The organism is Pleomorphomonas sp. PLEO, assembly GCF_041320595.1.
Classification (GTDB): domain Bacteria; phylum Pseudomonadota; class Alphaproteobacteria; order Rhizobiales; family Pleomorphomonadaceae; genus Pleomorphomonas.
Map to the genome: position 1 here is coordinate 2,785,032 of NZ_CP166625.1, position 26,147 is coordinate 2,811,178.

At 62.6% G+C, this 26,147-nt stretch carries 29 protein-coding genes and 2 pseudogenes; 13 read left to right on the plus strand and 18 right to left on the minus strand.

The window, feature by feature from the left end; translation table 11 throughout:
• The first annotated feature begins 211 nt into the window (after positions 1 to 211).
• Positions 212 to 661 (plus strand): Lrp/AsnC family transcriptional regulator, encoded by a 450-nt coding sequence (locus tag AB6N07_RS12910; protein WP_370673499.1) that lies wholly within the window; start codon positions 212 to 214, stop codon positions 659 to 661.
• The gene (locus AB6N07_RS12915; RefSeq protein ID WP_370673500.1) at positions 658 to 1,293 is read left to right on the plus strand and encodes a LysE family translocator; all 636 of its coding nucleotides are present in this window, start codon (positions 658 to 660) and stop codon (positions 1,291 to 1,293) included. Before AB6N07_RS12910 ends, AB6N07_RS12915 begins: the two co-directional genes overlap by 4 nt.
• Here AB6N07_RS12915 and AB6N07_RS12920 read toward each other — a convergent pair.
• Positions 1,290 to 2,204, minus strand: a complete 915-nt coding sequence (locus AB6N07_RS12920; RefSeq protein WP_370673501.1) for a LysR family transcriptional regulator — start codon at positions 2,202 to 2,204, stop codon at positions 1,290 to 1,292. The two genes, AB6N07_RS12915 and AB6N07_RS12920, sit on opposite strands and share 4 nt — an antisense overlap.
• Before the next feature lie 257 nt (positions 2,205 to 2,461).
• On the opposite strand from AB6N07_RS12920, the gene AB6N07_RS12925 reads away from it, so the two are divergent.
• The 4 genes from AB6N07_RS12925 (at position 2,462) to rpsD (ending at position 6,172) form a co-directional block, all read left to right on the plus strand.
• Positions 2,462 to 3,493 carry an aldo/keto reductase gene (locus AB6N07_RS12925; RefSeq protein ID WP_370673502.1) on the plus strand — a complete coding sequence of 344 codons (1,032 nt, stop codon included), beginning with the start codon at positions 2,462 to 2,464 and terminating at the stop codon, positions 3,491 to 3,493.
• Between the two features lie 124 nt (positions 3,494 to 3,617).
• Positions 3,618 to 4,409 (plus strand): RNA methyltransferase, encoded by a 792-nt coding sequence (locus tag AB6N07_RS12930; RefSeq protein WP_370673503.1) that lies wholly within the window; start codon positions 3,618 to 3,620, stop codon positions 4,407 to 4,409.
• A 101-nt stretch (positions 4,410 to 4,510) separates the two neighbouring features.
• On the plus strand, positions 4,511 to 5,320 hold the full coding sequence (murI, locus tag AB6N07_RS12935) for a glutamate racemase (RefSeq protein ID WP_370673504.1): 810 nt from the start codon (positions 4,511 to 4,513) through the stop codon (positions 5,318 to 5,320).
• A gap of 234 nt (positions 5,321 to 5,554) precedes the next feature.
• Positions 5,555 to 6,172, plus strand: a complete 618-nt coding sequence (gene rpsD / locus AB6N07_RS12940; RefSeq protein ID WP_370673505.1) for a 30S ribosomal protein S4 — start codon at positions 5,555 to 5,557, stop codon at positions 6,170 to 6,172.
• A gap of 67 nt (positions 6,173 to 6,239) precedes the next feature.
• Here the strand turns inward: rpsD and AB6N07_RS12945 are convergent, their stop codons facing one another.
• The 14 genes and pseudogenes from AB6N07_RS12945 to purC all read right to left on the minus strand — a co-directional run bounded on the left by AB6N07_RS12945 (position 6,240) and on the right by purC (position 16,940).
• Complete coding sequence (locus AB6N07_RS12945; protein WP_370673506.1) at positions 6,240 to 7,355, minus strand: serine hydrolase domain-containing protein; 1,116 nt, start codon at positions 7,353 to 7,355, stop codon at positions 6,240 to 6,242.
• Between the two features lie 219 nt (positions 7,356 to 7,574).
• The gene (locus tag AB6N07_RS12950; RefSeq protein ID WP_370673507.1) at positions 7,575 to 7,940 is read right to left on the minus strand and encodes a hypothetical protein; all 366 of its coding nucleotides are present in this window, start codon (positions 7,938 to 7,940) and stop codon (positions 7,575 to 7,577) included.
• 582 nt (positions 7,941 to 8,522) lie between these two features.
• On the minus strand, positions 8,523 to 8,771 hold the full coding sequence (locus AB6N07_RS12955; RefSeq protein WP_370673508.1) for a hypothetical protein: 249 nt from the start codon (positions 8,769 to 8,771) through the stop codon (positions 8,523 to 8,525).
• Positions 8,772 to 9,047: 276 nt separating this feature from the next.
• Positions 9,048 to 9,410: a hypothetical protein gene (locus AB6N07_RS12960; RefSeq protein ID WP_370673509.1), complete on the minus strand. Its 363-nt coding sequence runs from the start codon at positions 9,408 to 9,410 to the stop codon at positions 9,048 to 9,050.
• A gap of 463 nt (positions 9,411 to 9,873) precedes the next feature.
• Positions 9,874 to 10,242 (minus strand): hypothetical protein, encoded by a 369-nt coding sequence (locus tag AB6N07_RS12965; protein WP_370673510.1) that lies wholly within the window; start codon positions 10,240 to 10,242, stop codon positions 9,874 to 9,876.
• 99 nt (positions 10,243 to 10,341) lie between these two features.
• Positions 10,342 to 10,725: a hypothetical protein gene (locus AB6N07_RS12970; protein WP_370673511.1), complete on the minus strand. Its 384-nt coding sequence runs from the start codon at positions 10,723 to 10,725 to the stop codon at positions 10,342 to 10,344.
• Between the two features lie 441 nt (positions 10,726 to 11,166).
• Complete coding sequence (gene grxD / locus AB6N07_RS12975; RefSeq protein ID WP_370673512.1) at positions 11,167 to 11,508, minus strand: Grx4 family monothiol glutaredoxin; 342 nt, start codon at positions 11,506 to 11,508, stop codon at positions 11,167 to 11,169.
• Positions 11,509 to 11,559: 51 nt separating this feature from the next.
• On the minus strand, positions 11,560 to 11,790 hold the full coding sequence (locus AB6N07_RS12980; RefSeq protein ID WP_370673513.1) for a BolA family protein: 231 nt from the start codon (positions 11,788 to 11,790) through the stop codon (positions 11,560 to 11,562).
• Positions 11,791 to 11,879: 89 nt separating this feature from the next.
• A complete protein-coding gene (gene purL / locus AB6N07_RS12985) occupies positions 11,880 to 14,084 on the minus strand; it encodes a phosphoribosylformylglycinamidine synthase subunit PurL (protein WP_370673514.1) in 2,205 nt (734 codons plus the stop codon).
• A gap of 126 nt (positions 14,085 to 14,210) precedes the next feature.
• Positions 14,211 to 14,774: a BLUF domain-containing protein gene (locus AB6N07_RS12990; protein ID WP_370673515.1), complete on the minus strand. Its 564-nt coding sequence runs from the start codon at positions 14,772 to 14,774 to the stop codon at positions 14,211 to 14,213.
• Positions 14,775 to 14,965: 191 nt separating this feature from the next.
• A complete protein-coding gene (purQ, locus tag AB6N07_RS12995) occupies positions 14,966 to 15,637 on the minus strand; it encodes a phosphoribosylformylglycinamidine synthase subunit PurQ (RefSeq protein ID WP_370673516.1) in 672 nt (223 codons plus the stop codon).
• A gap of 20 nt (positions 15,638 to 15,657) precedes the next feature.
• Positions 15,658 to 15,750 (minus strand): annotated as a pseudogene (locus AB6N07_RS13000) (phosphoribosylformylglycinamidine synthase-associated small membrane protein); the annotation flags it as partial.
• A gap of 34 nt (positions 15,751 to 15,784) precedes the next feature.
• The gene (gene purS / locus AB6N07_RS13005) at positions 15,785 to 16,027 is read right to left on the minus strand and encodes a phosphoribosylformylglycinamidine synthase subunit PurS (RefSeq protein ID WP_370673517.1); all 243 of its coding nucleotides are present in this window, start codon (positions 16,025 to 16,027) and stop codon (positions 15,785 to 15,787) included.
• A gap of 115 nt (positions 16,028 to 16,142) precedes the next feature.
• A complete protein-coding gene (purC, locus tag AB6N07_RS13010; RefSeq protein ID WP_370673518.1) occupies positions 16,143 to 16,940 on the minus strand; it encodes a phosphoribosylaminoimidazolesuccinocarboxamide synthase in 798 nt (265 codons plus the stop codon).
• 349 nt (positions 16,941 to 17,289) lie between these two features.
• Between purC and AB6N07_RS13015 the strand changes: the two genes are divergently transcribed.
• Together AB6N07_RS13015 and AB6N07_RS13020 are read left to right on the plus strand one after the other, a co-directional pair.
• Entirely contained in the window at positions 17,290 to 17,673 is a 384-nt protein-coding gene (locus AB6N07_RS13015; RefSeq protein WP_370673519.1) for a DUF1476 domain-containing protein, read from the plus strand.
• Between the two features lie 16 nt (positions 17,674 to 17,689).
• Positions 17,690 to 18,466, plus strand: a complete 777-nt coding sequence (locus AB6N07_RS13020; protein ID WP_370673520.1) for an HpcH/HpaI aldolase/citrate lyase family protein — start codon at positions 17,690 to 17,692, stop codon at positions 18,464 to 18,466.
• Positions 18,467 to 18,485: 19 nt separating this feature from the next.
• Here AB6N07_RS13020 and AB6N07_RS13025 read toward each other — a convergent pair whose 3' ends face one another.
• The 3 genes from AB6N07_RS13025 to AB6N07_RS13035 form a co-directional block, all read right to left on the minus strand.
• Positions 18,486 to 19,046, minus strand: a complete 561-nt coding sequence (locus tag AB6N07_RS13025; protein WP_370673521.1) for an RBBP9/YdeN family alpha/beta hydrolase — start codon at positions 19,044 to 19,046, stop codon at positions 18,486 to 18,488.
• 293 nt (positions 19,047 to 19,339) lie between these two features.
• Positions 19,340 to 20,665 carry an adenylosuccinate lyase gene (gene purB, locus AB6N07_RS13030; protein WP_370673522.1) on the minus strand — a complete coding sequence of 442 codons (1,326 nt, stop codon included), beginning with the start codon at positions 20,663 to 20,665 and terminating at the stop codon, positions 19,340 to 19,342.
• A gap of 84 nt (positions 20,666 to 20,749) precedes the next feature.
• A complete protein-coding gene (locus tag AB6N07_RS13035) occupies positions 20,750 to 21,310 on the minus strand; it encodes a flavin reductase (protein ID WP_370673523.1) in 561 nt (186 codons plus the stop codon).
• 371 nt (positions 21,311 to 21,681) lie between these two features.
• Between AB6N07_RS13035 and AB6N07_RS13040 the strand changes: the two genes are divergently transcribed.
• The 5 genes and pseudogenes from AB6N07_RS13040 to AB6N07_RS13060 all read left to right on the plus strand — a co-directional run bounded on the left by AB6N07_RS13040 (position 21,682) and on the right by AB6N07_RS13060 (position 26,131).
• Complete coding sequence (locus tag AB6N07_RS13040; RefSeq protein ID WP_370673524.1) at positions 21,682 to 22,602, plus strand: branched-chain amino acid ABC transporter permease; 921 nt, start codon at positions 21,682 to 21,684, stop codon at positions 22,600 to 22,602.
• 2 nt (positions 22,603 to 22,604) lie between these two features.
• Positions 22,605 to 23,999, plus strand: coding sequence for a high-affinity branched-chain amino acid ABC transporter permease LivM (gene livM, locus AB6N07_RS13045; protein WP_370673525.1), 1,395 nt, complete (start codon positions 22,605 to 22,607; stop codon positions 23,997 to 23,999).
• A 1-nt stretch (position 24,000) separates the two neighbouring features.
• Positions 24,001 to 24,855: pseudogene (locus AB6N07_RS13050) on the plus strand (ABC transporter ATP-binding protein); the annotation flags it as partial.
• A 26-nt stretch (positions 24,856 to 24,881) separates the two neighbouring features.
• Positions 24,882 to 25,619 (plus strand): ABC transporter ATP-binding protein, encoded by a 738-nt coding sequence (locus tag AB6N07_RS13055; RefSeq protein WP_370673526.1) that lies wholly within the window; start codon positions 24,882 to 24,884, stop codon positions 25,617 to 25,619.
• Positions 25,620 to 25,783: 164 nt separating this feature from the next.
• A complete protein-coding gene (locus AB6N07_RS13060; protein ID WP_370673527.1) occupies positions 25,784 to 26,131 on the plus strand; it encodes a DUF6867 family protein in 348 nt (115 codons plus the stop codon).
• The last annotated feature ends 16 nt before the right edge of the window (positions 26,132 to 26,147 follow it).

Consider the following 26,147-nt stretch of genomic DNA (forward strand, 5'->3'; position numbering starts at 1 on the left):
CGAGAGCGGCGGTCGCCGCGCTCCGTCCCAACGCCGTCGACCCAGGGTTGGGCGACGGATTGTCCTCACGTTTATAGGGGATTTCTCGGAGGACTGTCCATGTAGGACAACGTCGCGTTTGGTGGTTCTGTGGCATTAAAATTTCCTGATATTTGGTTATATGTCAGGAAATCGTATTGATAAATCGCCATTTGTAAGTAATTATTGCGGTATGGATGAAATCGATCGTCAAATCGTGATGTGCCTCGGCCAGGATGCGCGCCGCTCGCTCGCCGATATCGGTGGCGAGGTCGGTCTGTCGACGTCGGCGGTGAACGAGCGCATCCGCCGCCTCACGGCGAGCGGCGTGATCCGCCGCTTCACCATCGACGCCGACGCCGAGGCGCTGGGCTTCGCCGTCACCGCCTTCGTGTTCGTCGGCCTCGCCCCCGATGCCGACGAGACGGCGTTCCGGGCGGTTGCTACTGAGCATCCCGCCATCGTCGAGTGCCAGCACATCACCGGCAGTTGGAACTATCTGATCAAGATCCGCGTGGCGTCGCTGGCCGGCATCGAGACTTTTCTCGATGATTTCAAGCGGCAACGGCTGATTGCCCGCAGCGAGACGATGATCGCGCTGTCGACCGTCGTCGAGCCACCATTCAAACCTCGGGAGCGATGACCGTGAGTTTGCTGCTCTTTGCCGCCAAGGGCTTTGCCCTCGGCTTCGCCGTGGCCGCGCCGCTCGGACCGATCGGGGCGCTCTGCATCAACCGCACGCTGCAACGCGGCTTCTGGGTGGGGCTCTCCGGCGGGCTCGGAACGGCGCTCGCCGATGCCTTCTATGGCGCCCTGGCGGCGCTTGGCTTTGCCGCCTTTTCGGCCTTTCTCGCCGGGATCGATGGCCCCATGCGCCTCATTGGCGGCGTCGCGATGATCTGGTTCGGCTGGCAGGGGATGAAGCCGAAGCCGCCACGGCAGGCCGCCGAGATCGGCGCCCGCGATCTCCTGGGCACCGTGGGCGCTACGTTTCTGCTGACCATAGCCAACCCGACGACCATTTTGTCCTTCGCCTTGTTCTTTGCCGGGCTGGGCCTTGCCTCGACGGCCGATGCCCCATCGACGCTGGTGGTGGTGGCCGGCGTGTTTGCCGGTTCGCTCGCCTGGTGGATCATCCTGACGGGCGGCGTGGCGCTGGTGCGTCATAAGGTCAGCGATCGCTTTTCGCTGTGGGTCGGGCGGCTGTCCGGCGGCCTGATCCTCGCCTTCGGACTGTTGGCGGTGGGATCTTTCATCGCCGGACTGTGGCGCTAATCCTTCGATCGCTCGCGCATGCTACGCAGGCAGGCGTCGATGAAGACGCGCAGCTTGGGCTGTAGCCGGCTCGACTTGGGATAGTAGAGATAGAGCGCATCCTGGGCCGGCGCGAAGTCGTCAAGACAGGTTTCAAGGCGGCCGTCGGCGAGTTCATGGCGGACATTCTGCGACGAGGCGTAGGTGAGGCCGAGGCTGGCCACCGCCATGGCGCGCAGCAGGACCCAATCGTCGGAGGTGATCTGCCCCGGCGGATCGATGGCAACGGCGACGCCGTCTCGTTCGAACTCCCAGCGGTAGACGTTGCCACTGTCGGGCAGGCGGTAGCGCAGGCATCTGTGGTTGGCCAGATCATCCGGTGTCTCGGGCCGTCCATGGGCGGCGAAATAGGCCGGCGAGCCGACCACCCCCCAGGAAAAGGGCGGGGTGACGCGTATGGTCAGCATGTCCTGATCGATGAATTCGCCGATCCGGATGCCGGCGTCGAAACCGCCGCCGACCATGTCGCGGCGCTTGATGTCGGTCACCACGTCGACGGCGATGTCCGGGTAGGCCGCCAGGAAGGCCGGCAGCACGGGCGTCAGCACTTCCTGGGCCGCAATATGGTGGGCCAGGAGCCTGAGCGTACCCGACGGTCTTTCGCTGAGGTTGGCGAGGCCGTCGAGCGAGCCGGCAATGGCCTCGGCCGCCGGCCGGACTTCGGTGAGAAACCGCTCGCCGGCCTCGGTGAGGGCGATATGGCGGGTGGTGCGATGGAAAAGCGGCAGGCCGATCCGCCGCTCCAGGGTCTGAACCGCCTGGCTGATCGCGCCGGGGGTGACACCCAGTTCGCGCGCGGCCGCGCGGAAGCTGCCGCGCCGGACCACGGTGAGAAACTCGCTGATGCCGTCGAAAAGGTCGGTTCGGGCCATGGCAGCTTCCTGGAGTGCGCGGGCTCGCTCAAGCGTGATTTGGCGGGCCGCCAGAATGGACGCATAATAATCCCCAATAGCAGATGATTGTATAGTTCATCTAATCAGGCTGTGACGTTCTGCTCGGCTATTCCAGCCACTGGCGGCGGCTTAGTCTCTCACAGGCGTTGGGGCCGCTTCGTTCTCGCCCGCATCCGCCCGCCGCGCATTCGTGCCGGCCGCTTTCACGTTTCTCAATACAATTTCAAGGTGATGACATGCGATACAATACGCTCGGGGGCACCGGCCTTCTCGTCTCCGAAATCTGTCTGGGCACCATGACCTTCGGCGGTCGGGGCGTGTGGACGGCCATCGGAACGCTCGATCAATCGGTGGCCGACCGCATCGTCGCCGGTGCGCTCGACAAGGGCGTCAACTTCATCGACACCGCCGACGTCTACTCGGAAGGCCTGTCGGAACAGATTACCGGCCAGGCGATGCGCAATTCCGGCCGCGCCCGCTCGGACATCGTGCTGGCGACCAAGGTGTTCGCTTCCGTCGGCAAGGGCGTCAACGATCGCGGCGCCTCGCGCGGCCACATCATGGATGGCGTCAAGGCCAGCCTGAAGCGGCTCGGCACCGACTATATCGACCTCTACCAGATCCATGGCAACGACGTGGTGACGCCGATCGAGGAGACGGTGCGGGCGCTCGACGATCTCGTCCGCGATGGCCTGATCCGCTATGTCGGCGTTTCCAACTGGCCGGCCTGGCGCATCATGAAGGCGCTGGGTATCGCCGACCGGCTGGGCCTCGACCGTATCGCCAGCCTGCAGGCCTATTACACCATCGCTGGCCGTGACCTTGAGCGGGACATCGCGCCGCTGCTGCTCTCCGAAAAGGTGGGCCTGATGGTGTGGAGCCCGCTGGCTGGTGGCCTGCTGTCGGGCAAGTTCAGCCGCGATGGCTCCGGTGATGGGCGGCGTGCCAACTTCGACTTCCCGCCGGTCAACAAGGACCGCGCCTTCGACGCCATCGACGTGATGGCCGAGATCGCCAAGGACCAGGGCGTGTCGGTCGCGCGCATCGCGCTCTCCTATGTGCTGCACAAGCCGTTCGTCTCCTCGGTGATCATCGGCGCCAAGTCGGTCGAGCAGCTCGACGACAATATCGCCGCCGGCGAGGTGGTTCTGTCAGCCGATGAACTCGCTCGCCTCGACGCCGTCTCGGCGCTGCCGGCCGAATATCCCGGCTGGATGCTGGAGCGGCTGAGCGGCGAGAGGACGGCAAGCGTCGCCAAACCCAGGTAAAACACAAATCGGGTGGCGCGGGACCGCGCCGCCCGCCTTCCGAAGCGGCCATATCGGGGATTTCTCCCTTTTCTTGGCCGACGCGATGTGCCAAACCCGCGCCAAAAGCGGGATAGGCAAGATCATGTCGGACGACAAAGCGGCCGGGCCGGGACCGGCCATCATCCTCTGCGAGCCGCAGATGGGCGAGAATATCGGCGCGGCGGCGCGCGCCATGGCCAATTTCGGGCTGTCCGATCTCAGGATCGTCGCCCCGCGCGATGGCTGGCCCAACGAGAAGGCGGAAGCCAACGCGGCCAAGGCGACGCACATCATCCATGCGGCCCGCGTCTACGACAGGCTCGAGGAGGCGATCGCCGACCTCTCCTTCGTCTACGCGACGACGGCGCGCGATCGCGACGTTACCAAGGAAGTGCGCGGGCCGGTCCACGCCGCAAAGCACATCAGAGCATTGGAAGACCAGGGCGCGGCGGTGGGGCTGCTGTTCGGCCGCGAGCGCTGGGGACTCAACAACGACGAAGTGGCGCTGGCCGACGAGATCCTGACACTGCCGGTGGTGCCGGAATATGCCTCGCTCAACATCGCCCAGGCGGTGCTGGTGGTCGCCTATGAGTGGCGCAAGGCTGGCTTCGAGGATCCCGACAGCGCGCTGCCGTTTGCCGCCTCCGACCGGTCACCGCCGGCCGGCAAGGCAGAGCTGCTCGGGCTGTTCGACCACCTGGAATCGGTGCTCGACGAGCGGCATTTCTTCCATCCGCCCGAGAAGCGGCCGACGATGATCCATAACCTCCGTGCCATCTTCCAGCGCCAGCAATTGACGCAACAGGAGATCCGGACGCTTCGCGGCATCATCACCTGCCTCGACGGCAAGAATCACCGGCCGAAGAAGCGGGCCGTCGACGAGGGCAAGGCGTAGGATTTCATTAACCATGCGGGCCGAGGATGAGGGCCGCTCGGCCCGATGTCGCCGCATTCGGCTGGCAAAGCTGGGCGACGAGACAGGCTCCAAGGAATTCCATGCGCATTCTGGTGTTCGATAGCGGTGTCGGTGGCCTTTCGGTCGCCCGCGAAATCGGCAAGGCGCTGCCAGCCGCCGGCATGGATTATGTCGCCGACCTCGCCGTGTTTCCCTATGGCGGGCTGGAGCCAGGCATGCTCATCGACCGCGTCGTATCGCTGATGGACGAGGCGCTGGCCGTGCTCGACCCGGCGGCCTTGGTGATTGCCTGCAACACCGCCTCGACGCTTGTACTGCCGCCGCTTCGCGCCCGCTTCAAGCTGCCGATTGTCGGCACGGTACCGGCGGTGAAGCCGGCCGCCGAGCACAGCCGATCGCGGTTGGCCTCGGTGCTGGCGACGCCGGGTACGGTGAAGCGCGATTACACGCGCGATCTGATCGATAAATTCGGCGGCGACTGTCATTTCACACTGGTCGGTTCGATGGTCCTGGCCGAGCTGGTCGAACGCGTGGTCTCCGGCGAGCCGGTGACCGACGCCGAGCTTCTCGCCGAAATCGCTCCTTGCTTCGTTGAGGAAGCTGGGCGGCGGACCGATACCGTCGTTCTTGCCTGCACCCATTATCCCCTAGTGCTCGGTCGGCTGAAGGCGCTGGCGCCATGGCCTGTCGAATGGATCGATCCTGCGCCAGCCATTGCCCGCCGCGTGGCAACGGTGACGGCCGGCGCTGGTCCGTCGCGCGACGAGGGCGCCCCGCGCCGTTTCTTCTCGACGGGTCGTCGGCCGGCGCGCGCCATGCTCGACGCCTTCGGGTTCGAGGAAGGCGATGGCCTGTTTGCCGGCGAAACGTTGAAAATCGCTCGCGGGTGATCGGAAAAGCCGGAAATGCCGTGCTTTCAGTTTGACAGTGGCGACCCACTCGACTATTCAGCCCTCAACCCGCCGGTTCCTTGGTAACGAGGAGCCGGCGCGGCCGTTCACGTGTCCCGTGGGGGACCTGCCGCGCGCAGCGTTTCCCTGTCGGTTTCGGGTGGCTTTCGAGCCAGATCGGAGCAGAGGAGGGCGCGAGTCCTGAATAAACACTGACAAAAAGCGGGATACGCGATGTCTAAGCGCCATAGTGCAAAGTACAAGATCGACCGCCGCATGGGCGAGAACCTCTGGGGTCGCCCCAAGAGCCCGGTCAACAAGCGTGAATACGGCCCCGGCCAGCACGGTCAGCGCCGCAAGGGCAAGACCTCGGACTACGGTCTGCAGCTCCGTGCCAAGCAGAAGCTGAAGGGCTATTACGGCGACCTCAGCGAGAAGCAGTTCTACAAGATTTACGAAGAGGCCGTCCGTCTGCGTGGCGATACCTCGGAAGCGCTGATCGGCCTGCTCGAGACCCGTCTCGACGCCGTCGTCTACCGCGCCAAGTTCGTGCCGACGCCGTTCGCGGCCCGTCAGTTCTGCAACCACGGCCACGTCACCGTTAACGGCCGCAAGGTCAACGTCGGTTCGTACCGCTGCAAGATCGGCGACGTGATCGAAGTTCGCCAGAAGTCCAAGGAATTGGCCATCGTTCTGGAGTCGGTCGAGCTCGCCGAGCGCGATACCCCCGACTACATCGAGGTCGATACCGCCAAGAAGGTCGCCAAGCTGGTACGCGTGCCGGCGCTGGCCGACGTTCCCTACGCCGTCAAGATGGAGCCGAACCTGGTCGTCGAGTATTACTCGCGCTGATAGGGTTCCGAAGCTTCGGATATCTGGAAAGGCCGCCCCGCAACGGGCGGCCTTTTCGCTTTCTGCCTCACGCCTTGAGGTCGGTATAGATCGCCTGGAAGATGTCTTTGGGGAAGGCGCCTATGCACCCCTCGAGGGCCGTATTGGTGAAGATGACGATCGAAAGGCCGGTCGCCGGATCGACGTACCATTGGTGGCCATAGATGCCGCCCCAAGCCCAGGTGCCGGGTTTGCAAGGCAGCTTTTGCACGGAAGGGTCGCGGTAGATCGACCAGCCGTGCGAATAGCCCTGGCCGGACGGCGCCGGGTCGAGATCCACCGTATGCGCTTCCGTCAGAAGCGGCCTGGAGGCCTGCGAGAGGATGGGCGCGCCGCCTTTGCGCATCGCCTCAAGGAAGATGAGGAAATCCTCCGCCGTGCCGATCATGCCGGCGCCGCCCGACGGGAAGGCCTTGGGATCGAGGGCGCGGCCGGTCCAGAATTCCACGAAGCCGTCGCCGTCCTTGACGCGTTCGATATCGCCCATACGGGTCGGTGGCGTGCCGTCGGCATAGGGAACGGCCAGGCGATCGGGATCGGTCGGCCAGAAGCCCGTATCCGTCATGCCGAGGGGATCGGTGACCCGCGCCTTGACGATCTCGGGCAAGGACCGGCCGTCGACCACCTCCATGACGCCGCCTAGCACGTCGATGGCGACCGAATAGCACCAGCTGGTACCCGGTTCGTAGGCGAGGGGCAGGGCGGCAATGCGCCGGATGTTCTCGGCGAGGTCGAAATCGGACGGGCCAGTACCGCCGCAGGCCGGTTCGCCGTTGCCATTGTCGGTGTCGTAGGTCAGGCCGGATGTGTGAGTCAGCAGGTGCGAGATGGTGATTGGCGGTGCAGTACCGTCGGCAAGGCGTGGCCGGAAGCCGGGCAGGTAGCGGGTCACCGGATCGTCGAGGCGAATCTTGCCGGCTTCGACCATGGCAAGGGCGGCTGCGGAAACCATCGGCTTGCTCACCGATGCCAGGCGGAAAATCGTATTGGGGGTCACAGGCCTGTTGGCCTCGCGGTCGAGGAAGCCGGCCTGCCGGTCATAGACAAGCTCGCCGTTCAGCTTGATCAATATGTTGGCGCCGACGATCGTTCGGCCTATGGCCCGGTCGACGATGGCGTTGGTGCCGGTAAACTGGATGGCCATGCCCACTTCGCTCTCTCCCTCGCAATTGTTTAAGCGGAGCCCGTCCTCTTGCGACCGCTAGCCTAGCCTTTCGCTGGCTCGTTTATGGCAGGAAGGTGCGAACTATCCACGGGAAGCTTGGCGACGCAGTTCTCCACCAAAAGGAAAAGGCCGCCCCCGACAGGGCGGCCTTCCCGACAAACGTCAGCTTTCGCCGACCGGTTGAGCTTGAGCTGACGATCAGTTGCCGATCACATCGCTGTTGTCGGCATAGGGGATGTAGTGCTGCTGGGCACTCGGAGCGGCGGCGCCGGGAAGGACCAGCTTGGCCACGAAGGACGAGTCGCCCGAGGCCGCGCCCGGATCATATTCGACGACGCCCTGCGGGGAGACGCCGTGGGTGCCGATCACCACATTGCTGGCAACGGTGGCGTAACGCTGTGCATCGGCGGCGGCAGCGGCGGCATTGGCCGGGTTGACCTGGGCCGGGACGGTGACGAACGTCGGGGAAGCGTTGTCGGCACCCGGATCGAAGGAGGTGGCAGCGTTGGCAACGGCGGGAACCAGGGCGAGGGCGAAAACGGCGGCGGTGAGGAACTTGTTCATGGTGGTAACTCCGGTCTTGAATTGGGGTGTCGGTTTCTGTCGGGGGGCAGCGGTGAGCAGGAGGTCTTGTTCGCTGCCGATGACCCTTATTTGCCCCTTGCTCGATCACGGCGAAACCGGCCCTCGCTGACGAGTGCGAGGGCGAAAGTTGAACGGTGGATCGCGAAATCGTGCGCGGCGAGTTGAACGGCCGCGATGGGCTTAGGAACCACACCAGTATGCCGGGAGAAATCGGTCGGGGTTGTTCACGGATGGGCTGCGCGAGATCCGCCTTCCGTTCACGAAAGCGCATCGCGCCGGGCGAAATCTCTGGTCAGGCTGAGAAAATTCGATTAGCCGCCTCTGATCGATGCGTACGCCCGCTGCAAAGGCCTGTTGGTGGCAAATGCATCTGTCCTCTTATGCGAGCTATCCTCGCAACAGCAAAAAGGCCGCCCGGTTGGGGCGACCCTTAAGAAGATCAGTGAAACGAAGGGTGGCGCGACGCCAACTTGCGTCCGCCGATACCATCATTGGGGCACTGCCAAATGTGCTCCGCCAAGGACCGAAGCCGGCATAGGCTGTACAGCGCCAGTGCTTGTTTTACCTGGACCAGACGGTATTGGTCGACCCTCGGCGATGGCCGATCAATTCGGGGTTGTCGGCGTAGGCGATTGGCTGCCTGGTGGCCTGATCCTTGTCGGCTCCCGGCACGATCAGCTTCGTCATGAAGGTGACGAAGCGGGAAGACGCACTATCGGCCGCCCCTCCGGAGTAGATCTGGTCCGCATTGGCTATGGCAGGGGCCAAGGCAATGGCCAAAGTCGCGGCGGCGAGGAACTTGCTATTCATGATGAAAACTCCAGTCCTCAATCCTTATCCTGAGTTTTGTCTTTTTTGAGAAGGCCCGACCGGTTTATTCGCCAGCAGAGCCATCATTTACGGCTTGCTCGATCAGGAGAATGCCGCTTTTGGGTGACGGCGACTCTCGGACGGTTTTCCCTCTCCCGTAGGTGGTTTCGGCAGCCGCCAGTCCCTTCTGAAGAGGTGAAACAACAAAGGCCGCCCGATTGGGGCGGCCTTTTCGATGACCGTCGTCTGTGACGATCAGTGAACTTGGTCTGACGATCAGTTGCCGATCACATCGCTGTTGGCGGCATAGGGGATGTAGTGCTGCTGAGCGATCGGCGCGCTGGCACCCGGCAGGATGGTCGTGGTCACCAGATCGGTGCCGCTGGCCAGGCCCGGATCATATTCAGTGACGGTGCTCGGCGAGACGCCGTGGGTACCGACCACCGCGCCGTCAGCGACAGTGGCGTAACGCTGGGCATCGGCGGCCGCCGCGGCGGCGTTGGCCGGATTGACCTGGGCAGGGGCGGTGACGAACGTCGGGGAAGCGTTATCGGCACCCGGATCGAAGGAGGTGGCGGCGTTGGCAACGGCGGGAACCAGGGCGAGGGCGAAAACGGCGGCGGTGAGGAACTTGTTCATGATGTAACTCCGGTCTTGAATTGGGGTGTCGGTTTCTGTCGGGGGGCAGCGGTGAGCAGGAGGTCTTGTTCGCTGCCGATGACCCTTATTTGCCCCTTGCTCGATCACGGCGAAACCGGCCCTCGCTGACGAGTGCGAGTGCGGAAGTTGAACATCGGATCGCGAAATCGTGTGCGGCGAGTTGAACGGTCGCGAGGAGGCTAAGGAAAATCCCGGCATGCCGGGTAAAACCGGACCGAATTCGCTCACGAGACGGCGCGACGGGCGTGAACGGAGCCTTGCCCGCGATCACGAAATGCGCGGTGCCCCGGGCTCAAATTTCGCGAAATTTCTCGATCAACGCTGGAAAAAGCGCGTTAGCCGCCTTTGAAAGGCCGATCGGCGCGCTTGCCATGGCAAAAGGCCGCCCGGTTGGGGGCGGCCTTTCTGGTGGTGGCTCGCTTGTGGCGATTGAGGGACGCCATCAATAACCGATGAGGTCGCTGTTGTCGGCGTAGGGCACGTAGTGCGGGTGGGCGATCGGAGCCGTGGCGCCGGGGATGATCAGCGTGGTCGAGAAGGCCGACTGGCCGTCGGAGGCACCCGGATCGTATTCGGTAACGGGCTGGGCGGCGACGCCGTGGGTACCGATCACCGCGTTGCCATCAACGCTGGCGTAACGCTGGGCATCGGCGGCGGCGGCGGCGGCGTTGGCCGGATTGACCTGGGTCGGCACGGCGACGAACGGCGAGGTGCCGCTATCAACGGACGGGTCGTAGAAGACTTGGCCGGCATTGGCGATGGCGGGAACGAGGGCGATGGCGAACGCGGCGGCGGCGAGGAACTTGTTCATGGCGATAACTCCAATCGGGAGGTGTTCAGGGAGCTTTGTTGGGGAGGGATGGCAGCGGGGGAGGTCTCTCCACTGCCGAGGGCAAGTTATTTGGGCTTGTTACTTGGACCCGGCGCGATGGCCGATCAGGTCGGGATTGTCGGCGTAGGCGACGGTCGAGGAATGAACGACCGGAGCCGTGGCGCCGGGGATGACCATCTTGGTGACGAAGGCCGACTCGCCATCGGAGGCACCCGGGTCATATTCGGTGACTGCTTGGGCGGCGACGCCGTGGGTACCGATCACCGCGCCGTCGGCGACGGTGGCATAACGCTCAGCGTCGGCGGCCGCCGATGCGGCGTTGGCGGGATTGACCTGAGCGGGCAGGGCGATGAAGGGCGAGGTGCCGCTATCGACCGACGGGTCGTAAAACACCTGGCCGGCATTGGCGATGGCGGGGACGAGGGCAACGGCGAAAGCGGCGGCGGCGAGGAACTTGTTCATGATCAAAACTCCGGTCTTCATGTTTGGTTTGTTTGAAGGGGCAGCGCTTGTTGGCTGCCGATGACCGTTATTTGCCCCTTGGCCGATCACGGCGAAACCGGCCGTCGCTGACGAGTGCGCGCCAGGGAAGTGAAGAGCGGATCGCGAAAGCGTGTGCGGTCAGTTGAACGGCGGCTGCCGGGATGAGGAAAAGCGCGGTGTGCCGCGACAAACCGAGATGGTGCCGCTCACGAGCGGACCGCGCCGAACCGGTCCGCCGATCACGAAACCAATGCGACTTTCGTCTAAAAAATCTTGGGGAATGCCGGAAAACCAGCCGCCGAGGCCCTTGAAGGTCGGTCCTCTATGCGCTTTTCGTTCGATTGCGAGTGCCATAGGCAAATAAAAAGGCCCCCGCCGGGGTCGGCAGGGGCCTTGAAAAAGCGCAGTGAGGTTGGCCGATTATTCGGCAGCGGCCTCGTTGACGGCGATGCCGGCTTCCTTGAGGTGAGCCTGAAGCTCCTGCTTTTGGAACATCTCGCGGACGATGTCGCAGCCGCCGACGAATTCGCCCTTGACGTAGAGCTGCGGCAGCGTCGGCCAGTTGGAATAGGCCTTGATCCCATCGCGCAGCTCGGGATTATCCAGCACGTTGATGCCCTTGAAGGGCACGCCGAGATAGCCGAGGATCTGCACGACCTGTCCGGAGAAGCCGCACATCGGAAAATCCGGCGTGCCCTTCATGAACAGGACGATGTCGTTGGTCTTCACTTCGTTGTCGATGATCGACTTGATGTCAGCCATGGGTCTACCTCGGTCGGTCGGATTCAAGGTCCGAATTGGAAGCATTCAAAATTAAGGCGCACTGGTCTGAAGTGCAAGAGCATGTAGCTCTCCGCCCATTTTTCCCTTGAGCGCGTCGTAGACCAACTGATGCTGCTTGACTCGCGTCAGGCCTCGGAAGGCTTCCGAAACGACGATGGCCGAATAATGGTCACCGTCGCCGGCGAGGTCGCGAATTTCGACGCTGGCATCCGGCAGCGCTTCCTTGATCATCGCCTCGATGTCTGTTGCCTGCATGGCCATGTCGAACACCCCTCTTTTCGTTGCCGGCTGGCAGCTGCCGTCTGGCGCATCCGCTTGTCCGAAAAGTCTGAAACTTTTCGAGCGGACGCTTACGCTTTGCCACCCATGAAGGCCGGGAACCAGCCGTCATAAGCCGCCTTGAGATCGGCGACCGACGCCTTGCCCGCGGCTCCGAAGTCGACGGCATCGCCACCAACCGTGCCGATTCGCTCGGCGCTGACACCGGCCTTGGCAGCGTCGGTCAGAATGGCGGCGCCTTCGCCTGGTTTCACGGCGATCAGGTAACGTGCCTGATCCTCGGCGAATACTGCCACATGCGGGGTGAGAGAGCCAAGCTCGACGCGGATACCGCGCCGGCCGGCCATCGCCATTTCGGCGAGTGCCACGCCGAGACCACCGTCGGAGAGGTCATGACAGGTGGAAACGCGGCTGGAGACGATGAGACCGCGCACGAAGTCGCCGTTCTTCTTCTCAAGTGCAAGGTCGACCGGCGGCGGCGTTCCTTCCTCACGGCCATGAAGGTCGCGCAGATAGACCGACTGGCCGAGATGGCTGCCGTGACCGCCGATAAGAATGACCTCGTCGCCATCGGCCTTGAAGGCGATGGTGGCCATTTTCGTCACGTCCGGCAGCAGGCCGACGCCGACGATGGTGGGCGAGGGCAGGATGCCTTCGCCGTTGGTCTCGTTATAGAGCGAGACGTTGCCAGAGACGATCGGGAAGTTCAGCGCCCGACAGGCTTCAGCGATACCCTGCAGGGCCCGCACGAACTGGCCCATGGCCTCGGGCTTTTCGGGGTTGCCGAAGTTGAGATTGTCGGTGAGCGCGATCGGGTCGCCGCCGACGGCGGTGACGTTGCGCCAGCTCTCGGCGACGGCCTGCTTGCCGCCTTCGAAGGGATCGGCGTCGCAGTAGCGCGGCGTCACGTCGGCCGACATGGCGAGCGCCTTGCCGGTGCCTTCGATACGGACGACACCGGCGTCGCCACCGGGAATTTGAGCCGAATTGCCCTGCACGAGGCAGTCATACTGTTCGTAGACCCAGGCGCGCGACGCCTGGTCCGGCGCGGCCATCAGCCTGATGAGCGCGGTGCCCACGTCGTTGACCGCCGGAACGGCGTCGGTGGCTAGCGGGGCCGCCTTCTTGGGTTCGACCCAGGGACGGTCGTATTCCGGCGCCTCGTCGCCCAGCTCCTTGATCGGCAGATCGGCAACTTCCTTGCCCTGCCAGATGATGCGGAAGCGCAGATCGTCGGTGGTCTCGCCGCAAACGGCAAAATCGAGCTCCCACTTGCGGAAGACGGCCTCGGCTTCCTTCTCCTTGGAAGGCTCAAGCACCATCAGCATGCGCTCCTGGCTTTCGGAGAGCATCATCTCGTAGGGCGTCATGTCCTCTTCGCGCTGCGGCACGCGATCAAGATCGAGGCGGATGCCGAGGTTGCCCTTGGCGCCCATTTCGACGGCCGAGCAGGTAAGGCCGGCGGCGCCCATGTCCTGGATGGCGACGACGGCGCCGGTTTTCATCAGCTCCAGGCAGGCTTCCAGAAGACGCTTCTCGGTGAAGGGGTCACCAACCTGCACGGTTGGGCGCTTCTCCTCGATGGTGTCATCGAATTCGGCCGAGGCCATGGTGGCACCACCGACACCGTCGCGGCCGGTCTTGGCCCCGAGGTAGACGACGGGCAGGCCTACGCCTTTGGCTTCCGACAGGAAGATGCCGTCGCGCTTGGCGATGCCCAGGGCGAAGGCGTTGACGAGACAGTTGCCATTGTAGCGAGCGTGAAAGCGCACCTCGCCGCCGACCGTCGGCACGCCGAAGGAGTTGCCATAGCCGCCGACGCCAGCAACGACGCCAGCCACCAGATGGCGGGTCTTGGGATGGTTCGGCTCGCCGAAGGACAACGAGTTCAGGGCGGCGATCGGCCGGGCGCCCATGGTGAACACGTCGCGCAGGATGCCGCCAACGCCAGTCGTCGCGCCTTGATAAGGCTCGATATAGGACGGGTGGTTGTGGCTCTCCATCTTGAAGATGGCAACGTCGCCATCGCCGATATCGATGACGCCGGCGTTTTCGCCTGGGCCGATCAGCACCTTGTCGCCCTTGGTCGGCAGCGTCTTCAGCCACTTCTTGGACGATTTGTACGAGCAGTGCTCGTTCCACATCGCCGAGAAGATGCCAAGTTCGGTCAGTGTCGGCTTGCGCCCGATCAGATGGAGGATGCGCGCGTATTCGTCGGGCTTGAGCCCGTGGCGAGCGATGAGGTCGGGCGTAATGTCGATGTCGTTCTGGAACACGGGCAATCCCCTTGGAGACCTGGCCGACGGTTGGGCAGGGGATAGAACGACTGGCGCAAAACCGCAAGAAAGCGGCTGCAAAAAAGTGAGGCTTATGGGATTTTCCGTCGAACAGTGTCGGTGCCGTCAGGCGTTAGTCAGCGGCTTGTTGGCAACCACTTTGATTGTCTCGACGGGAGGATCCTGCCTGAGTGACGATGGGCGTGACGAAGAGGAGGGCTGAGTTGGGTGGGCGGGGATACGCTGCTCGGCGAGACCGGTGCGCTGCACATAGAGCGTGTCGAGGGCACAGAACTCCCGAATGAAATCAAGGACCGCGGCCGCCGACATGATTGTCGGATTGATGTCGACCGTTGCGCTGTATTTCAGATAAAGCCTCTCGGCGTCGATGGTTCGCCCAGCGTAGCCCACCGCCCAGCCCTCGAATACGCGCTTGTCGATCGTGTTTATGGAGAGGACGGTCAGGTCCTCAATGCGCGGGTCCTCAAACAGTAGTCGCAGCCGCTTCGAGACCTGCTCGCGCGCGCCCTCGATGACCTCCATGACGAATTTCTCATTGAAGACCAGGCCGCCGGTCAGCCCCTGGGCGGGACTGTATTCACTCGCAGCCGCCAGGATGCTTTTAATCATCCCTGCGGATTCACCAATCTTCACATTGGTGCGACCGTAAAACACCAGGCGAGACAACATGCCAAAACGCTCCGGCCACTGTTGATCCAATCAACGCAAAGGTTATGCCCTCACGTGACAGACAAATGGTTACCGAAGCTGGCGAAGCCGTAAAAACGGCAAGCTATCTAATTTTTAAGGTAAACAGGAGTTAATCAGCTCGCCACAATTGCCAATGGCACACAGGCGCAACCGGCAGTGCGCCAATTCACTCAGGCGGCGACGGAAGTGACGACACTCTCAAACAGACCGCGTCCGTCAAGGCCGCCGTGCAGGGCTTCGATCAGGTTTTCCGGATGCGGCATCATGCCTAGCACGTTGCCTGTTTCATTGAGAATGCCGGCGATGTCGTTGATCGAGCCGTTGGGATTGGTGCCCTCGGCGTAGCGGAAGGCAACGCGGCCCTCGCCCTCAAGGCGCGCTAGCGTTTCAGGATCGGCGAAGTAGTTGCCGTCATGGTGAGCCACCGGGCAACGAACGATCTGGCCCTTGGCGTAGGCGCGGGTGAAATCGGTGTCGTTGTTGGTCACCTCAAGCTTCACTTCCTTGCAGACGAAGCGAAGGTGAGCATTGCGCATCAGCGCGCCGGGCAGCAGGCCGGCTTCGGTCAGGATCTGAAAGCCGTTGCAGACGCCCAGAACCCGAACGCCCGCTTTCGCTTTCTTTGCCACGTCGAGCATGGCTGGCGAACGGGCCGCGATGGCACCACAGCGCAGGTAGTCGCCGTAAGAGAAGCCGCCGGGCAGGACGATCAGGTCGACGTCGGGCAGCGTCGCGTCCTGGTGCCAGACGACGGTCGGCCGGACGCCGGTCACCGAATGCAGGGCCTTGACCATATCGTGGTCACGGTTGGAGCCGGGAAAGAGGACGACGGCCGAGCGCATATCGTTTTCTCCTCGAAGGGTCAGGGCGTCAGGAACTGAACGGCAAGGGCGGTGGCAACGACCGGAATACCGATGAAGATCGCCGCCTTGATCCGCATGAAGGCAATGATCCGGCGCGTATCGTCGGAGCCTTCGGCCCTGCGCGCCTCAGCTAAGAATGGCGATGTCGTAGTTTTCGATGACGGTGTTGGCGAGCAGCTTCTCGCACATGTCGGCGACCGTAGCCCGGGCCTTGTCCGGGTCGGTTTCGGCCAACGCGAGGTCGATGATCTTGCCCTGGCGGGCGCCGTCGATGCCGGCAAATCCGAGGCCGCGCAGCGCGCCCTCGATCGCCTTGCCCTGCGGGTCGAGAACGCCCGCCTTGAGGGTGATGGTGACGCGCACTTTCATGGCCGTATCCCGAAAATGAAGAACGCCGGGGGAATAACCCGGCGTTCTCAGATTCACAAGTCGGTTTTCGCGGCGTCCTGGCCAATGACGGCCCTGCTTTGCGCCGCGCCGGCTGTTATTTCACCAATGTCGGGCCCGAAGGGCGCGTCTGTTCGGATTCATTGAGGATGCCGAGGCGACGAGCAACTTCCGTGTAGCTTTCGACGAGGCCACCCATATCCTTGCGGAAACGGTCCTTGTCGAGGCGGTCGCCGGTGGCGATGTCCCACAGGCGGCAGCTGTCGGGGCTGATCTCGTCGGCGACGACGATGCGCATCATGTCGCCTTCCCAAAGGCGGCCGCATTCCATCTTGAAGTCGACAAGGCGGATGCCGACGCCGAGGAACAAGCCGGCCAGGAAGTCGTTGACGCGGATGGCCAACGCCATGATGTCATCGATTTCCTGCGGCGAGGCCCAGCCGAAGGCTGTGATGTGCTCTTCTGAGACCATCGGGTCCTTGAGCTCATCGCTCTTGAAATAGAACTCGATGATCGAGCGTGGCAGCTGAGTGCCCTCTTCGATACCCAGTCGCGTGGCGATCGAGCCGGCGGCCACGTTGCGGACCATCACCTCGAGCGGAATGATCTCCACCTCGCGGATCAGCTGCTCGCGCATGTTGAGCCGACGGATGAAATGGGTAGGGATGCCCATGTTGTTGAGATGGGTGAAGAGAAATTCCGAAATCCGGTTGTTCAGAACACCCTTGCCGTCGATGATCTCGTGCTTCTTGGCATTGAACGCCGTGGCGTCATCCTTGAAGTGCTGAATCAATGTACCCGGCTCAGGACCTTCGTACAGGATCTTGGCCTTACCTTCGTAGATACGCCGGCGGCGGTTCATGGGGATATACCGTGGTCTGTTGATGAAATCCATGAGGCCGGGGCTCCGCGTCCGAATCACTAAATTTGCCCGCTTGTCGCCTCGGCGGGAGTTCAGGATGCGTCAACACTATGACTGGGGTGCGAACCTCTGGCCAACGTGGACACATTCTAAGCACAGAAAGCGGGCGAACTGACGTCCGCCCGCTCCCTCGCCTTGAGGCACACTATCTGATCGGGTTCCGGATAACAATCCCGTCGTGCTGCAATTTCGCGTAGTGGTCATGCCTTAACTCTAAATGTTCTTTACCGACTTCTGTCCAAGTTGATCACGAGGCTGTGAAAGCATATATTGAAATTGAAGAGAGTGTTTTCGCTTTTGCCTTCAGAGAAAGGAGGTTCGGATGTCCACGACATGGAGCCGAAGCCTACCGTTGTCAGGCGAAAGTGGCCATGACGGCACAATCGCAGTCTTCGACAATCGCGAGAAAGCCTTTGAGATCAGGTTCGCCCGCGACGAGGAACTGAAGTTCCGTGCCACGGCGCGTCGCAACAAACTTGTCGGTCTGTGGGCGGCGGGCAAATTGGGTATGGGCGATCAGGAGGCGGCCGATTATGCTCGCTCCGTCGTCCTTGCGGATCTCAAGCGGGTCGGCGGTCGCGATGTCTCCGCCAAGCTGGCGGCTGACCTAGCCGGCGCCGGCATCCCCGTTACGGACGACGAGATACGGGCGACGCTTCTCGATCTGATGGCGCGCGCCGAACTCGAGGTCAGGACCGAAGCCTGACACGTCCGAAAGGGAGATGATGGAACATCCGTCTTTGCGTGCCGCGCTTGCCGCCGCTCGTCCACTCCGCGTCGGCTGGGCTTGCCTGCCCGATCCGCTCGCCACCGAGACCATGGTGCGCGCCGGCTTCGAGGCGGTGTTGATCGACCTTCAGCACGGCGTGATCGACATGGGTACGGCGCCGGCCATGCTCAGCGCCATTCGCGCCGCTGGAGGTTATGCGCTCGCCCGCATTCCAGTTGGCGAATACCAGTCGGCCTCGCGTCTGCTCGATTGGGGCGCCGAGATGGCGGTGGCGCCGATGATTGAAACGGCGGATGACGCGCGCGCCTTTGCGTCCTTGATGAAATATCCCCCTCATGGACTGAGGTCTTATGGACCGGCCCGCGCCGTTCAGCTGTCCGGCCTTTCGGCCGACGCCTACCGTACCTCCGCCAACGGTTCGACGCTTGCCATCGTCATGATCGAGACGCGCTCGGCGCTCGCCAATCTCGATGCCATTCTGGCGGTTCCGGGCATCGATGGCGTGTTCGTCGGCCCTTACGATCTCTCCATCGCGTTGTCGCCCGACGGCGAGCCTGGACTCGACCGATCGGACACGATTGCCGCCATGGAACGGGTGGCGCGGCAGACGAAGGCGGCTGGCAAGGTCTGTGGCGCATTCGGAGCCAACGCGGCGCTGGTACGTCGCTATCTCGGATTGGGATTCACGTTCGCGACCTTGTCGACCGATATGGATCTGATCGCCAGCGCCACAAAGGCGGCGATCGCCGAGGTGGAGAGCGATGGCTGATTGAGCGGAGGCGGGCCAGTCAGGGCGCCGCTGGCGCGCTGGCCCGCTTCAGCAGTGTCGCAAAGCGCGTCAGGCCCTCCGGCCAAGGACCATAGCCGGTTTCGCCGTTGATATGGCCGGCAAAGCCGGCGTCGACGAAGTCCGAGCCCCAGGCGGCGGCGAATTCGTCTGCCCGCTCAAAGGTGCAAAAGGGGTCGTCGCGGCTGGCAATCAACATCGACGGGAAGGGCAGGGGGTCGGTGGAGAGGCCGGCGAAGCTGGCGATCTCCGGGGTGTCGAGTCGATCGACGTCGGGCAGGCCGACCAGAAAGGCCGCGGCCACCTTTCGTCCCACGTAGGGCGCGGCGTGAATCACCGTGGCGACGCCGAGCGAGTGGGCGACCAGCACGACCGGACGGCTCGCCTTGCCGACGGCGATGCCGAGCGCCGACACCCATGCATCGCGCTCAGGGTGGTCCCAGTCACGTTGGGCGACGCGGCGCGCCGTGGGGAGGCGCTTTTCCCATCGGGTCTGCCAGTGATCCGGGCCGGAATTATTCCAGCCGGGAACAATGAGGATGTCGCATTCTGAGGTCTTCATGCTGCAACCTTGAATGCCTTTGGGGTGGAATGCAAGGCAAGCCGTTTCGCTGCCATAGATCGTCGGATGGGTTTTTACAGCTCGCCCTGAGCTTCCGTTCACCTGGAGAATCAGGTTTTAGTCGCGAGTCGAATCAATGGTTTGACGGCGAGACTTACGATGTCGGCGCGGCGCTTTGAGACATTGATTCATCTACCTTCCGTTCTCTCGCCGGTAAACGAAAACGGCCAGACAGGGGTGCCCGTCTGGCCATCTTCAAGTTCTGATTCAGGAGGAGCGCCGCGCTCTGCTCCTTACTCGCCGAACACGCGGCCGAAGATCGTATCGATGTGCTTCAAGTGATAGTCGAGGTCGAACTTGTCGCGGATCTGCTCCTCGGAAAGGGCGGCGCGGACCTCGGTGTCGTTCAGGAGCTCGGTGAGGAAGTCGACGTTCGAGCTGCCGCCGTGATGGTAGCTTTCCCAAACCTTCATGGCGTTGCGCTGGACGAGACGATAGGCATCCTCACGCGAGACGCCGGCCTGGGTCAGCGCCAGGAGAATGCGTTGCGAGTGCACGAGGCCGCCGAGCCGGTCCATGTTGGCGATCATGCGTTCGGGGTAGACCAACAGCTTGTCGACGACGCCGGTCAGGCGGGCGAGGGCGAAGTCGAGGGTGATGGTGGCGTCCGGGCCGATGTAGCGCTCCACCGAGGAGTGCGAGATGTCGCGCTCGTGCCAGAGGGCGACGTTCTCGAGGGCCGGGGTTACGGCGGCACGGACAATGCGAGCAAGGCCGGTAAGGTTTTCCGTCAGTACCGGATTGCGCTTGTGCGGCATCGCCGACGAGCCCTTCTGGCCGGGCGAGAAGAATTCCTCGACCTCCAGCACCTCAGTGCGCTGCAGGTGGCGGATCTCGATAGCAAGGCGCTCGACCGACGAAGCGACGACGCCGAGCGTGGCAAAGAACATAGCATGCCGATCGCGCGGAATGACCTGGGTCGACACCGGTTCGGATCGTAGGCCGAGGGCTTCGGCGACGTGGATCTCGACGCGCGGATCGATGTTGGCGAAGGTGCCGACGGCGCCTGAAATGGCGCAGGTGGAGATCTCTTCGCGGGCGGCGACGAGCCTGGCGCGGCTCCGGTCGAATTCGGCGTAGGCTTCGGCCATCTTCAGGCCGAAGGTGACCGGTTCGGCGTGGATACCGTGGCTGCGGCCGACGCAGACGGTGCGCTTGTGCTCCTTGGCCCGGCGCTTCAGTGCGGCGAGCAGGGCATCGACGTCGGCGATCAACAGGTCGGCGGCTCGCTTCAGCTGGATGTTGAAGCAGGTGTCGAGCACATCCGACGAGGTGAGGCCCTGATGCACGAACCGGCTGTCGGGGCCGACGAATTCGGCAAGGTGGGTCAGAAAGGCGATGACGTCATGCTTGGTGACACGCTCGATCTCATCGATGCGATCGACGTCGAATTTCGCCGCGCCGCCCTTCTCCCAGATGGTCTTGGCGGCTTCCTTGGGTACCACGCCGAGGGCGGCGAGCGCATCGGTCGCGTGCGCCTCGATCTCGAACCAGATGCGGAATTTGGTTTCCTGGCTCCAGATGGCGGTCATCTCGGGGCGGGCATAGCGCGGGATCATGGCTCGGCCTTCTCTTGAGGGGAGATGGCGCGCGGTTTAGCAGGAAGGACGGGAAGGCTCAACCGCCGAGGACAATCAGCTGCCTTACGCCTCGCCGTAGTGGCGGTCGTGATAGATGAGCACTTCCTTGGCGCCATCCGGGTCGCGCGGCTTGGTCATGGTGGCAACGACCGTTCCGAAGTAGACGGTGTGCGAGCCAACATCATGCAGAGAGAGCAGGCGGCAGTCGAGCGCCATGATTGCTTCGCTCAGCACCGGTGCGCCGGTGGAAAGCGTCGTCCATTCGCCGTGTTGGAACCGATCTTCCAAATGCAAGCCTGTTCGGCCGGCAAAAATGTTGGCCAGAGTCACTGCATCTTTAGGTAGCAGACTGATCGAGAACTGGGCATTTTCCTGCATGAGTTTGTTTTGTGGGCTTTTGCGATTGAGGCAAACGAGCACGGTCGGCGGATCGTCGGACACCGAGGCGACGGCGGTGGCCGTAAAGCCGGCCTTTCCTGCCGGACCTGCGGTGGTCACAATGCTGACGCCGGATGGAAGGCGGGCAATGGCGTCGCGAAACGCCTCGCTGGTGGCCGGCGGCATGGCGGGGGTAGCGCTGGACTGCTCCGCACGGTTGCGATCAGTTGCGCTGTCGATGGCCATTGTTATCTCTCGCAAATCGAATCCATTGATCTCGCTAGACTTATCATGAACGCAGCGGTGGGCGGACCCCAATATTGCGGTGGCGGTGAAACCGGCAAACTTCTTGCATGGCCCCTGTCGGGCTCGGTTGGTACTTTGATCGAACCTTTTCGGAGATTACGCGGAAATCGCTAAAAGTAGCGATCTTCACGGTGGTTTCGTTGGGGATTTGGCGAAAATTGCCGTGTTTTTCTTGGTGAGGAGTGTTCTGCGTGGAGTGATGGGGGCTCGGTTGTGTTGATCGATCGATCCTGTTAATGGAATCCATAACGCCCACAAATGAAGCAGCCACGAATTGCTGCCAAAGGGCGACTGCAGGGGGTCTCAATTTCATGGAAGTTTTCGTCCAGCAGGTGATCAATGGGATCACGATTGGATCGCTGTACGGTCTGATTGCCATTGGTTACACCATGGTGTTCGGCATCATCGGCATGGTGAATTTCGCTCATGGCGACGTGTTCATGGTGTCTGCCTTTTTCGCGCTCATCTTTCTTCTGGTGCTGACCTCGTGGTTTGGCATCGCATCGATGACCTTGGCGCTGATCCTGGTGATGGTCGCTTCGATGGTGCTTACCGGATTGCTTGTCTGGGCGATCGAGCGAATAGCCTATGCGCCGCTCAGGGGGTCCTTCCGTCTGGCACCGCTGATCTCGGCCATCGGCATGTCGATCGTGCTGTCCAATTTCATCCAGGTCGCCCAAGGACCGCGCAACAAGCCGATCCCGCCGGTCACCCGCGACTTTTATACGCTTTGGCAGGGCGCCAACGGCTATCCGGTCAACATCTCGCTGAAGCAGATCATCATCTGGGTGGTCACGGCGCTGTTGCTGGCGGCTTTCTGGTACATTGTGCAGAAGACGGCGCTTGGCCGGGCGCAGCGCGCCTGTGAGCAGGATCGCAAGATGGCGTCGCTGCTCGGTGTCAACGTCGATCGCACCATCTCGCTCACCTTCGTCATCGGCGCGGCGCTGGCCGCCGTCGCCGGCACGCTGTTCCTGATGTACTACGGCGTCGTGGTGTTCTCAGACGGCTTCACGCCGGGCGTCAAGGCGTTCACGGCCGCCGTTCTCGGTGGTATCGGATCGCTGCCGGGCGCGGTTCTCGGTGGGCTCCTGATCGGCCTCATCGAGACGCTGTGGGGGCAGTATGTGTCGGCCGACTATCAGAACGTCGCCGCCTTCTCCATCCTGGTCATCGTGCTGATCTTCATGCCGCAGGGCCTGCTCGGGCGTCCGGAAGTCGAGAAGGTCTGATCATGAATTCAGCTGTGAAGTCTAGCGACAAGGCGGGCAACGATTTCGGCCGCGCCATCAAGGACGGCGTGATCACCGCCATCATCGCCTTTGCCCTGCTCGGGCCACTGGTCGGTCTCAAGACCGACCAGAACATGGCCAACGAGTTGATCCTGCAGAACCACCTCGGTCTCGCCGCCATTCTGTCGGCCATCGTCGGTGTTGGCCGCTTCTTGCTCTCGGCCTTCGTCTATCCGCGGATTGCCGCTCGCGGCAACCGCTCCAAGGCGGCGGCAACGCTGGCCGAACTCGAGGCACGGGCAAAGCTCACCCATGGTCTGTCGGTCGTCGGGCTGATCTTCCTGTTCGTCTATCCAGTCCTGATTATTTGGCTGTTCGGCGTGCAAGGCTCGATCAAGTGGGTCGATAACTACGGCGTCCAGATCTTGATCTACGTGATGCTGGGCTGGGGCCTCAACATCGTGATCGGCCTCGCCGGTCTGCTCGACCTCGGCTATGTCGCCTTCTATGCGGTCGGCGCCTATTCCTATGCGCTGCTCGCCATCAACTTCCACCTGAGCTTCTGGGTGCTGTTGCCGGTTGCCGGCATGCTGGCCGCCTTCTGGGGCATCATCCTCGGTTTTCCGGTGCTCCGGCTCCGGGGCGACTATCTGGCCATCGTCACGCTGGCCTTCGGAGAGATCATCCGTCTGGTGCTGATCAACTGGAAGGATTTCTCCGGCGGTTCGGCGGGTATCTCGTCAATCCCCAAGGTGACGATGTTCGGCATCTATTCGTTCGATGTCAGTGCCCCCAACAATTTCGCCAAGGTGTTCCACCTCGCTGCGTCCTCGGCCTATTATAAGGTGTTCCTCTACTATCTGATCCTGATGCTGGCCTTGCTCACCGCCTTCATCACCTTGCGGCTTCGCCGGTTACCGATCGGCCGTGCCTGGGAGGCGCTGCGTGAGGATGAGGTGGCTTGTCGCTCGCTCGGCATCAACACCACCAACACCAAGCTGACGGCCTTTGCCATCGGCGCCATGTTCGGGGGCTTCGCCGGCTCGTTCTTCGCCGCTCGCCAGGGTTTCGTCTCCCCTGAGTCCTTCATCTTCATGGAATCGGCAGTGATTGTCGCCATCGTGGTGTTGGGCGGCATGGGGTCGATGATCGGCGTTGCGCTGGCGGCGGTCGCAATGATCGGCGGCACCGAACTGCTTCGCGAACTCGATTTCCTGAAGGCGGTATTCGGCAACGATTTCAATCCCGACCAGTACCGTATGTTGATATTCGGCCTCGCCATGGTGGGGATCATGGTGTGGAAGCCTCGTGGCTTCGTCTCGGCCCGCCAGCCCACTGCCTTCCTGTTCAAACGGAAGACGGTGTCCGGCGATCTCGTGAAGGAAGGCCACGGCTGATATGACGACCTCACTCAGGAACTGGGACAGCGAGCCTGTCCTCACCGTCGAGCATCTGACCATGCGGTTCGGCGGTCTCGTGGCGGTGAACGATCTTAGCTTCTCCGTCGGCCGGGGTGACATCACGGCGCTGATTGGCCCCAATGGAGCCGGCAAGACGACGGTGTTCAACTGCATCACCGGCTTCTACAAGCCGACCACCGGCATGATGTCGATGCGGCCAAGGGACGGTTCGGTGCATCTGCTGGAGCGGATGCCCGACTTCGTGGTGGCCCGCAAAGCCAAGGTGGCGCGTACCTTCCAGAACATCCGCCTGTTCTCGGGCATGACGCTGCTGGAAAACCTGCTGGTCGCCCAGCACAACCCGCTGATGATCGCCTCGGGCATGACCTTCCTCGGCGTGCTCGGCATCGGTGGCTACAAGACCAAGGAGCGCGAGGCGATCGAGCGGGCTCGTTACTGGCTCGACAAGATCGGCCTCATCTCACGCGCCGACGATCCGGCCGGCGATCTGCCTTACGGCGCCCAGCGTCGGCTGGAGATCGCCCGCGCCATGTGCACCGGACCCGACCTTCTTTGTCTCGACGAGCCGGCGGCGGGCCTCAACCCGCGCGAGTCGGCCGAACTCAATGCGCTGCTGCTGTCGATCCGCAAGGACGACGGGACTTCGATCCTGCTCATCGAGCATGACATGTCCGTGGTTATGGGCATTTCCGACCACGTCGTCGTGCTCGAATACGGCACCAAGATCGCAGACGGGACTCCCACCGAGACGCGGAACGATCCGCGCGTCATCGCTGCTTATCTCGGCGTCGACGATGAGGAAGTGGAAGAGATCGAGCAGCAGCTCGACGAGATGACCGGAAGCGAAGAGGGCAAGGCATGAGCGCCGCGGAAACCAAGCCCCTTCTGACCGTCAGGGGCGTCAAGACATACTACGGCAATATCATTGCGCTGAAGGGCGTCGATGTCGACGTGAATCAGGGCGAGATCGTCACACTGATCGGCGCCAACGGTGCCGGTAAGTCGACGCTGATGATGACCATCTGCGGCAATCCCAGGGCGCGGGCGGGGGAGATCCACTACGACGGGCATGACATCACTCGTCTGCCGACCCATGAGATTGCCCGCCTCCGGATCGCCCAGTCGCCCGAAGGGCGGCGCATTTTCGCGCGCATGACCGTGCTCGAGAACTTGCAGATGGGCGCGTCGATTGACAACATGGAGTTCTTCGACACCGACATCCAATACATGTTCGATCTGTTCCCGCGCCTCAAGGAGCGCCTCAACCAGCGTGGCGGCACGTTGTCGGGCGGCGAGCAGCAGATGCTGGCCATCGCCCGCGCGCTGATGGCTCGCCCGAAGCTGTTGATGCTGGACGAGCCGTCGCTCGGTCTGGCGCCGCTGATCGTCAAGCAGATCTTCGATGCCATCCGCGAGCTCAATCGGCGCGACGGGCTTACGGTGTTCCTGGTCGAGCAGAACGCCTTCCATGCGCTGAAACTTGCCCATCGCGGCTACGTGATGGTCAATGGCGTCATCACCATGAGCGGTTCCGGCCGCGAACTGCTGGATAACCCCGAGGTGCGCGCCGCGTATCTCGAGGGGGGCGCCCACTAGTCATCCATCGTTTCCAAAGGAGCTTTGAATTTGGCGTTTGATCCGAGCCCGATGTCTGCCGGAATTCGAATGTCAAATTCGCTCCACACTAGGATTGATTGAGTTTGTCTCCTCGGGAAAGCCGGTTCGCACGTTTCCCTGACAAACTCCAAGGAGCTGAACCAATGCAGGGCATCCTCTACGAAGAAGCCTCGATCCTTGTCTTCCTCTTCGTGACGGTGATGTTGGGGGGACTCGGCGCCTGGATGACCGGCCGCGCCTGCGCCAAGACTTGGCGGCCGCGCGTCGTCATGGCGATCTACGTCGCAATCCTCAGCGTCGGCATCCGCTTCATCCATTTCTCGATCTTCAGCGGCACACTGTTGTCGCCGCATTATTACCTCGTCGATGCGATCGTTCTCGAAGCCATCGCCTTCGCCGGATTCCAGTTTACGCGCGCCCGACAAATGGCTACGCAGTATTACTGGCTATACGAGATCACCGGTCCCTTCTCGTGGAAGGGGCGCGGTTGAGACGAAACGGCATCGC